The sequence below is a fragment of the Rhodoferax sp. genome (assembly GCF_010365055.1).
Classification (GTDB): Bacteria; Pseudomonadota; Gammaproteobacteria; order Burkholderiales; family Burkholderiaceae_C; genus Rhodoferax.
On the sequence record NZ_JAAFHA010000156.1, the window covers coordinates 1 to 7,598 of the forward strand.

The window sequence follows — 7,598 nt, forward strand, 5'->3', positions numbered from 1 at the left end:
ACAGCGCGGTGTCTTTCATGGCTCGGTCAATCAATTTTTAAAACTGGATTCTGCTGGAGTGAATGAAAATTAACAGTGGAATCGATGAAGAACCCCTCATTTTATTGCCCCCCCCGTCCTGGAGCACCGCATCGTTTGGCGATACCGCGGACACATCGCCAATGGAGTTGGCGGGTCTGAGGGAGCACTTGGACCTGTGCCGGGAATCGTACAGCGGGCTGTTCGCTTGGCAATGCGTCGCAGAGACCATGCGCGGCTTCATGGAGGCGCGTTTTATCACAACGCTGGTGGTGGTTGCGCTGCTGATCGGTATTGGTTCCCTGCTGTTGTAGGGTATGGCGCAACCCGATCCGTTGCGTCTGACCTGCGCGCAGGCGACGCTGATGGAGTACGACGCTCCGCATGGACTGTTCGCCAGCCAAAAGGTCCGCCTCATTGCCGATGTCATCGAATTTCTTCGCCATTGATCGCCAAATCTTCCTCTTTTCACAACTAAATTTCGTCACGAGAAATCCCTGTTCTCTGTTATTTTTCGCACAGACGTGAACTCGTAATGGTTACATCATGCGAACGCGTGCCGATCCCGATCATCAGTTTGATCGCTTTGTTCACGCCCTAACTTTTGCAACATCAACCTTAAAGGACCAAACCATGGCAACCTCAGCGACCGCATCGACAAATAAGAAGACAACCCACGCACCAAGCGCACCGCAGGCCACTGCAATGCTCCGGGCCGACCATAAACGCGTCAGCGCACTTTTCGAAGAATACCAAAAGGGGCGTGGTTCAAAAAGTGCCGTTTTTGGGTAACACAGGCGCGGGATTTCCGACCCAAAAAGCGGGTCAAATATGACTTCTAAATAGGGGTCTGAGGCGGCGTTTTGCTCTTCAGCTACACCATCAGGTCCGCTGGAACCGGGTAAAACCCAACAGCTCTAGCCAATGCGGATGGGCTTTTCCGGTCAACAATTGCGCTGGACTTTTGCCTACCCGCTCGGGGCAGCGGCTGCGCGCATAGGTGCGGTGGTTCAGGAAGAACTGCAACAGACCCAGGTATGGCGTGCCCAGTTGGCGACGCAAGGTGAAGTAGGTACGCAGCCGTGAGTTGAGGTTTTCAACCATTGAGCTGGCCCGGGGGATGTGCTTCATTGCCTGCACCACGGCGTCGAGCACGCCTTGAAACTTCTCACTGAGCTTGTCGTGCAGTTGATTCCAGCGCTGCCAATAGGAGGACGACAGCGCAGCCCTTCGTTGCAGCAAGCAGGCATCGCGCACCAAGTCGATAGAGACCTTGCTGTTCTGCGCGATTGTCTCCAACTTGGCATCCAATATGGCGGCGAACGCCAGCAAATCGTCGCGTTGATTCTCCAGCGCCCGGCGCACCGGACGAATCCGGGCTGCGTCCAAGTGTTCACGCTGGTGCAGCTCGGCCGCGATGAAATCGAACAGTACTCTTCGCCCGGCCAAATCAGGACCTGCCAGCGCCAAAATGTCATGACTCAACCAAGCAACCAGCGTTCGCACATCTTTGGCCAGTCGGCTCGCGTGCTGCTCGGCCTGACGCGCAAGCGTCAGCTCCCTCGATAACGTATTGCCACAGCCAATCTCTTTGGCCCGGGCCATTTCAGTCTCCAGTGCCTTGCGTCTGGAGATGACACCCTTGGCCCGGCGAGCCAGCACATTGGCCAGACTCTCGCACTGCTTCTGAATGTGAAAGACATCACCATGGCAAGGCGTGCCGGGCAACGCCACTTTCTGGCCAGCACGCAGTCCTTGGCCTGCGTCCGCGATGGTGTGCTGCGGATTGAATCCCTGCTTGCAGACATCAAGCAGGTGGATGGCCCAGGTGTCTGCGTCCCTGTGCTCAGCCGCAGCCAAAAGATAACAGTAGGTTGAGGCCGCATCCACGCCGGCGAGTACGGGCATGGAGCCCTGGAAGATTTCGTCGTGCAGGCCCACGTGAATGCGCGACAGGTCTTGGGCAAGATTGATCACACCAGCCTGAGCAGCGGCACCCTGGAGGCGGCTATGAACCGTACCGACACTGACAGATACGTCAAGCAAATCGCGCATAAATTCTTTCACGCCGCGGCAAGAACTTTTGCAGGTCAGGGTCAGGGATAGCATCAGCTGATCGAGCCACTGCGGCGTTACCGGCAAGTGAAATAAGACGTCGGTAGCCTTGGCTGCAAACGCTTGATCGATTGCCTGCACCACCATGTTTTTTTGTCGGTGGACGAATTGGCGGCTTACGCCCTGCTGATCTGCCAGATCAGTAACTTGCTGTGTTTTGAGTAGCGCCAACGTACCCAAGGACTTGCGCTCGTTGGCGGACATGTTGGCGGCAACGCTCACGGGGCTCTTCATCTGGGACTCACTTCTACGGCAAAAGGAGAGAGTGTCCGCGATGTTTGAGCATTTGCTTGCGCAGTCAACAAGGTCGTTGCAAACTGAAAATTACCGGAAGACGTGTTACCCGGTTTTGAACCACGCCCGGGCTACGCTTAAACACCCCTGTTTTCATTGGCATTTACCAATGAAAACACCCTACAACAGAGAGCGCCCCGGCACCTGGGCTGACCAGTCAATCGGGTCTTGCTGCAGCACCATGTCAATGTCCAGGCCCAAGACCTCGCCCACGGCGCCTGGGAAGGTCGTGGCCAGCATGTTGGCCGACAGCCCGAGCTCGCGCGCGCGCACCCGCCAGGTGGCCAGGTGGATCACGCCGGCCAGCGGTTCAAAAACATCGTCTTCAAAGGGCGCGTCCTGGTGCGCCAAGGCGTCCACAATGGCCGGCGGAAACTGCCATTTTTTGGCAAAGCCGGCCCCGACCTCCGCATAGCAAAAACCAAAAGACCGATGCTCCAGCCTGGCGCGCCGCAAATCAAGCGGGGCGACTTCTCGGTCCAGCGCCGCCACCTCATCGGGCATGCCGATGTGCATGGCCAACTCGCCCACGGCATGAATCAGGCCGCAGGTAAAAGCGGCCTGCGGGTTTTGCCGCACCACCCCGGCCAATGAGCGCGACAGCTTGGCCACGTTCAGGCTGTAGGCCCAAAACTGCTGCAGGTTGATGCCTGACACGGCCTTTAGCGAGGCACCGGAGGCGGCCTGCACGGCCATGGCCCGCACGTGCGTCAGGCCCAGGATGGCCAGCGCTTCGGACACACTGTTGATGTGGCCCGAGAGTTTGAAAAACCCCGCATTGGCGGTCTGCAGCAGGCGCGTGGTGAGGGCCGGGTCGGTGGCGATGAGTTGTGTGATGGTCTTGAGGTCCGGCTCAGCGCGCCCAAGCTCGCTGAGCAAGAGCGCGACCACCTTGGGAATGCTCGGCAAGGCCAAGGGGAGAGCCAGCAGGGCATTGAGTTCCAAGGCGGCACAACTCCGTTAACAAATTGGGGGGATGCAAAAGGTTGACAAAATCATTATGTACTGAAAGCACTAACGCCCCGCGCCCTTGAGCTTGGCAAAGGCCGATGACATCGAGGTGGCAGGCGGGTTGGACGGCGAGGCGCCTTGAGCGCCACGCCCGCCGCGCTGGTTGTTCGCCACGCCCTGAAAGCGGTTGTCACCGGCACCGCCCTGCCGGTTGGGCACCGCGCCGAGTTTCATGGTCAGGGCGATGCGCTTGCGGGCGACATCCACCTCCACCACCTGCACCTTGACGATGTCGCCGGTCTTGACGATCTCGCGTGCATCGGTCACAAACTTGTGGCTCAACTGGCTCACATGCACCAGCCCGTCCTGATGCACGCCCAGGTCAATGAAGGCGCCAAAGGCCGCCACGTTGCTCACCGTGCCCTCCAGCACCATGCCCTCCTTCAGATCCCGGATGTCTTCGACGCCGTCGTTGAAGCGCGCCACCTTGAAGTCTGGGCGCGGGTCACGCCCCGGCTTTTCCAGCTCGCCCAAAATGTCCTTGACCGTGATGACGCCGAATCTTTCATTCGCAAACAGCTCGGGTTTGAGGGTTTTGAGCATGTCGGCGCGCCCCATCAGCGCGGCCACCGGCTGGCCGGTTCTGGCAATGATCTGTTCCACCACCGCATAGGTCTCGGGGTGCACGCCGGTCATGTCCAGCGGGTTGTCGCCGCCGCGAATGCGCAAGAAACCCGCGCTTTGCTCAAAGGTCTTGGCCCCCAGGCCGGTGACCTTCAACAACTGCTGGCGGTTGGCAAAGGCACCATTGGCCTCGCGCCAGCGCACCACCGCCTTGGCGACGCTGCCACTCAGACCCGACACTCTGGAGAGCAGCGGCACGCTGGCCATGTTCAGATCGACGCCGACCGAGTTCACACAGTCTTCCACCACCGCGTCCAGCGTTTTGGCCAGCTCACTCTGGTTCACATCGTGTTGGTACTGGCCGACGCCAATGCTCTTGGGGTCGATCTTGACCAGTTCCGCCAGCGGATCTTGCAGGCGCCGCGCAATGCTTGCCGCGCCGCGCAGGCTCACATCGACGTCGGGCATCTCTTGCGAAGCAAATTCGCTGGCCGAATAGACCGAGGCTCCGGCCTCGCTGACTACTACTTTTTCCATCAGGCGCTCGGACGATTTGGCCATCAGCTTGATCAGATCAGCGGCCAGCTTGTCGGTCTCGCGGCTGGCGGTGCCGTTGCCAATGGCGATCAGGTTGACGCCGTGCTTGTCGCACAACTTGGCCAGGATGTGCAACGAACCATCCCAATCCTTGCGCGGCTCGTGCGGATAGACGGTCGCCGTGTCGACCAGCTTGCCGGTGGCGTCCACCACAGCCACCTTGACACCGGTGCGGATGCCGGGGTCCAGTCCCAGCACCACGCGCGGACCGGCCGGTGCGGCCAGCAGCAGGTCGCGCAGGTTGTCGGCAAACACCTTGATCGCGACCTTTTCGGCGTCTTCGCGCAGGCGGGTAAACAGGTCACGCTCGGTGGACAGGCTGAGCTTGACGCGCCAGGTCCAAGCAACGCATTTGCGGATCAGATCATCGGCGGCGCGGCCCTGGTAGCTCCAACCCAGTTTCAGCGCGATGCGGCCCTCGGCCAGAGACACGGCTGGGGCCACTCTTGTTTTAATAGCTGCTTGTTCAGGTGCGACGGGGGCTGCAGCCTGATTTGGCTCAAACACCACGAGTTTGGCATCGAGTATCTCCAGACCACGACCACGAAACACGGCCAGCGCCCGATGCGAGGGCACGCGCCCAATCGGCTCGTCGTAGTCAAAATAATCGCGGAATTTGGCGACATCGGGGTGGTTTTCATCCTTTCCATCCATCAACTTGGCCTTGAACAGCCCCTCTTGCCAGAGCCACTCGCGCAGGTCTTGCACCACGCCCGGGTTCTCGGCCCAGCGTTCGCTCAAAATGTCGCGCACGCCGTCCAGCACTGCGGGCACAGTCGAGAAATCAGGTTGCTTGTCCTCGCCCTCGACCACGGGCCGCATGGCAATCACGTAGGCCTGGGCTTCATCGGCAGGCACCAGCGTCGGGTTGGCAAACAAGGCGTCGGCCAGCGGCTCGAGGCCCGCCTCGCGCGCCAACTGGCCTTTGGTGCGGCGCTTTAATTTGAACGGCAGGTACAAGTCTTCGAGTTCCTGCTTGCTGCCAGCTGCTACGAGCGCCGCCAACAGCTCCGGGGTGAGCTTGCCCTGCTCGTCAATCGCCTTGATTACCGTTTGCAGGCGGTCACGCAACTCGCGCAGATAGCCCAGGCGCGCCTCCAGCTCGCGCAACTGGATGTCGTCGAGCCCGTCGGTGGCTTCCTTGCGGTAGCGGGCGATGAAAGGCACGCTGGCACCACCGTCGAGCAAATCGACGGCGGCCTGCACCTGTTTGTTGTGAACCCGGAGTTCCTGCGCGATTTGCGCGATGATTTTCTGCATGACTGAAAGAGGCGCCAGCCTTGCGCTGACTAAAACTGAATTGAAGGCCGCGAGTTTGCCATAGGCGGAATCGACGGTTGACCTGTGGGGTCCGCCCTACATCAAGTGTGTCCAGACGCTGAAACCGCTTTCTGGAGGCCAGCGCGACCCCGTAGACTGAAATGCGTCGAGTAAACCAATTAGGCCATCCGACGTATTCAACCAACTTTCCTCAAAGGAATCACTCCATGACCCACCAAACCACCTCTGCAGTCGCCCAGTCTGATCGTCTCAAGACGCTTTCACCGCGAGTCGGCGCATCAAACGCACCCGCCATGAACGAGGAGCTGCTTCCGTTCACCGTCAGGTTGGTGCGCAACGAAGGCGACCTGAGCAAGGCGGTGCAGATCCGCCACTCGGCATATGCCCGCCATCTGCCCGATTTCGCCGAAACGCTCAGATCCGCTGAGACCGCGGACGCCGACAATGGCGTGGTGGTGTTGCTGGCGGAATCGAAACTAGACGGCTCACCGCTGGGTACCATGCGCATCCAGACCAACCAGTTCAAACCACTCTGTCTGGAGCAGTCGGTCGCGTTGCCGGCCTGGCTCAAGACACTTCGACTGGCGGAGGCCACCCGCTTGGGGGTGACCAATGAACGGGGCGGACGCCTCGTGACGACCGTGCTCTTCAAGGCCTTCTTTCAGTACTGCCAGCAAACCGGCATTGAATGGATGGTTGTCGCGGGCCGTGCACCTGTCGATCGGACCTATGACCGTCTGATGTTCGAGGACGTATTTCCGGGCATGGGCTACATTCCCCTGGCCCACGCCGGCAACCTGCCGCACCGCGTGATGTTATTCAATGTTGAGACAGCCGAAGTACGCTGGGCCGCAGCCAAACACCCTCTTTTTGACTTTATCTTCCGCACCGATCACCCAGATCTGGATGTTGGCGGTCAACCTCATCCATATGTCCCGCCAATGGCAATGCCGACATTCGCGGCGCAGGGCGCAACGCTTCCTATGTGAGCATGCATGACCGGGCGCCCAAAGCAGCACCCGGATCGCCCCATCCTCCCACTTGCGAGGTGGACCAGCATGGTCCCCTTGCCTCTCACCAGGCCTTGGCAGCGGGCTACCCAATCAGGCCTGCGCCATCCCGCGTCTCTCCTGAATGAATCAGAGCCGAAGCCGACGTTTCACGTCATCGAGCCGTCTCAATCAGCTTATTGACCAGACATGCAAATCCAGTATTGCAGGTAATACATCATGTTTTTGATGCAACTCGATGATATATATGTTGTTTTTTTTATAAAAATACCCCATATATCCTTTTAATGTACATTTTTGGCGGGTTTAATGTCTATTTATCGTCGCGCTTGCCGATATATGCATTGCTGGACAACAAACTGGAAGGACAAAGTGCATAGCCGTCTTTGGATGAGTTCTCCGCCAAGGAAGGACGCTATGGTGCGCCGCCATACCATGTTGAAGACCCCGGTCCGAAGCCTTGAACAACAAAATGCCAAGAAAATCTAAGTTCTTCCTGGAGCAAATGTACAAACTCAACCAGGGGCTGGATCGGCTACTGCATGCCTTTTCAACCTACGCTCTGCCCATTCTTATCGGACTGGTCTCTCTGCTGGCCCTCTTTGCCTGGAAAACGGGCGTGGTTCAAAACCGGGTAACACGTCTTCCGGTAATTTTCAGTTTGCAACGACCTTGTTGACTGCGCAAGCAAATGCTCAAACATCGCGG

General features: G+C 58.8%; 8 protein-coding genes. 5 read left to right on the forward strand and 3 right to left on the reverse strand.

Annotation, left to right across the window (positions count from 1 at the left end):
• Positions 1-62 precede the first annotated feature (62 nt).
• From GZ093_RS19960 to GZ093_RS19970, 3 genes are all read left to right on the forward strand, one after another.
• The gene (locus GZ093_RS19960; protein ID WP_296489406.1) at positions 63-332 is read left to right on the forward strand and encodes a hypothetical protein; all 270 of its coding nucleotides are present in this window, start codon (positions 63-65) and stop codon (positions 330-332) included.
• A 3-nt stretch (positions 333-335) separates the two neighbouring features.
• Entirely contained in the window at positions 336-467 is a 132-nt protein-coding gene (locus tag GZ093_RS19965) for a hypothetical protein (RefSeq protein WP_296489407.1), read from the forward strand.
• A gap of 97 nt (positions 468-564) precedes the next feature.
• Complete coding sequence (locus GZ093_RS19970; RefSeq protein WP_296489408.1) at positions 565-810, forward strand: hypothetical protein; 246 nt, start codon at positions 565-567, stop codon at positions 808-810.
• Positions 811-900: 90 nt separating this feature from the next.
• Here the strand turns inward: GZ093_RS19970 and GZ093_RS19975 are convergent, their stop codons facing one another.
• The 3 genes from GZ093_RS19975 to GZ093_RS19985 form a co-directional block, all read right to left on the reverse strand.
• The gene (locus GZ093_RS19975) at positions 901-2,367 is read right to left on the reverse strand and encodes a hypothetical protein (RefSeq protein ID WP_296489409.1); all 1,467 of its coding nucleotides are present in this window, start codon (positions 2,365-2,367) and stop codon (positions 901-903) included.
• Positions 2,368-2,547: 180 nt separating this feature from the next.
• Positions 2,548-3,372, reverse strand: a complete 825-nt coding sequence (locus tag GZ093_RS19980) for an HDOD domain-containing protein (RefSeq protein WP_296489410.1) — start codon at positions 3,370-3,372, stop codon at positions 2,548-2,550.
• 69 nt (positions 3,373-3,441) lie between these two features.
• Complete coding sequence (locus tag GZ093_RS19985; protein WP_296489411.1) at positions 3,442-5,859, reverse strand: Tex family protein; 2,418 nt, start codon at positions 5,857-5,859, stop codon at positions 3,442-3,444.
• Between the two features lie 227 nt (positions 5,860-6,086).
• On the opposite strand from GZ093_RS19985, the gene GZ093_RS19990 reads away from it, so the two are divergent.
• Together GZ093_RS19990 and GZ093_RS19995 are read left to right on the forward strand one after the other, a co-directional pair.
• On the forward strand, positions 6,087-6,869 hold the full coding sequence (locus GZ093_RS19990; protein ID WP_296489412.1) for a hypothetical protein: 783 nt from the start codon (positions 6,087-6,089) through the stop codon (positions 6,867-6,869).
• Positions 6,870-7,350: 481 nt separating this feature from the next.
• A complete protein-coding gene (locus GZ093_RS19995) occupies positions 7,351-7,569 on the forward strand; it encodes a hypothetical protein (RefSeq protein ID WP_296489413.1) in 219 nt (72 codons plus the stop codon).
• Positions 7,570-7,598 lie beyond the last annotated feature (29 nt).